At 46.1% G+C, this 310-nt stretch carries 1 pseudogene; it reads left to right on the top strand.

What is annotated here, in order from left to right:
• Nucleotides 1–93: 93 nt before the first annotated feature.
• A pseudogene (locus tag HMPREF2955_RS16500) lies at nucleotides 94–310 on the top strand (IS66 family transposase); the annotation flags it as partial.

Raw genomic sequence — 310 nt, 5'->3', positions numbered from 1 at the left:
AAGGGACATGATGGGCATAAGTTGTCTTGCTCTTTTGTACCTGACGAGATAATCGATGAGGTACCTAACTATTGCACTCGTTGCGGAGAATCTTTGTCAGACGCAGAGCGTGTACTTGATTATGTGACGCAGGTTATTTCCATTCCAGAGCTGAAGCCCGTAGTCAAGGAAATCCGACACTATGTGATGGTATGCAAGAACTGTGGTGAACGTATTCGGACGGCACCGAAACGGCGGTCAAACAACGTGGTATATGATTCAGGTGTAAAGGCTCTGGTGGTTTATCTGAGTGTCGTGCAATTTCTTCCAT

The organism is Prevotella sp. HMSC073D09, assembly GCF_001814145.1.
GTDB classification, from domain to species: domain Bacteria; phylum Bacteroidota; class Bacteroidia; order Bacteroidales; family Bacteroidaceae; genus Prevotella; species Prevotella conceptionensis.
The sequence above is the reverse complement of the archived record's forward strand: the minus strand, read 5'-3'. Positions and strand labels throughout refer to the sequence as shown.